Origin of the sequence: Tatumella sp. UCD-D_suzukii (genome assembly GCF_000611875.2) — a bacterium.
In the GTDB taxonomy this organism is placed as follows: domain Bacteria; phylum Pseudomonadota; class Gammaproteobacteria; order Enterobacterales; family Enterobacteriaceae; genus Tatumella; species Tatumella ptyseos.
The window spans coordinates 1-710 of sequence record NZ_JFJX01000024.1 but is presented as its reverse complement, the minus strand read 5'-3'; the positions used below and the strand labels follow the sequence as shown (position 1 = coordinate 710).

Genomic DNA, 710 nt, shown 5'->3' with positions numbered 1-710 from the left:
TGTAATAACGCTAAAACGGTCTGTGCTGCGACTTGGAAGCCTACAGGTTACGTTCCTGAGTCTGGTGAGAGTCAATCACAACCAACTGACGATATTGGTGGTGATACTGGTGGTTCTGAGACTGGTGGCGGTGATACTGGTGGTTCTGATACTGGTGGCTCTTCTGGCGGTTCTGATACGGGTGGCTCCTCTGGAGGTTCTTCCGGTGGCACGTCCGGTAAGTCACTAACTGAGGATCAAGTAGCTTCTGCTGTTGCTAAGGGCGTTAACACGGCAACCCCTGATTTGTCAGAGGGCATCAAGGATAAACTTACCGAAGATGATACTTCTACAGATGACAAGCGATCAGCTGATGAGCAGACTCAAAATAATATTACTTCTCTTGGTGATAATTTAAATAATCTAGTTCGCGGTGCTGGTAAATTTGCTGACCCTGAGCAACATACTGGTCATTATGGTGATGGTGATTCAGAGTTTGATTTGGCAACTGCTCAAGCTAAAACTCAATTAACTATTGATAAAGATTCTCATGGCGGTGCTTGGGAATCATTTTTAAATGAAGGCGCTCTAAGGCCGTCTATTCCTACTGGTCATGGCTGTAGTAATTCTGTTATGTTTTCTGGTTCTGTTTATCAAATTGAGATAGGTTGCGATAAATTAGGCGATATAAAATCAATGCTTTCTTGGGTTATGTATTGTCTTACATTTTG

General features: G+C 43.2%; 1 pseudogene. It reads left to right on the top strand.

The features are described from left to right. A pseudogene (locus CG67_RS18280) lies at positions 1-710 on the top strand (attachment protein); the annotation flags it as partial.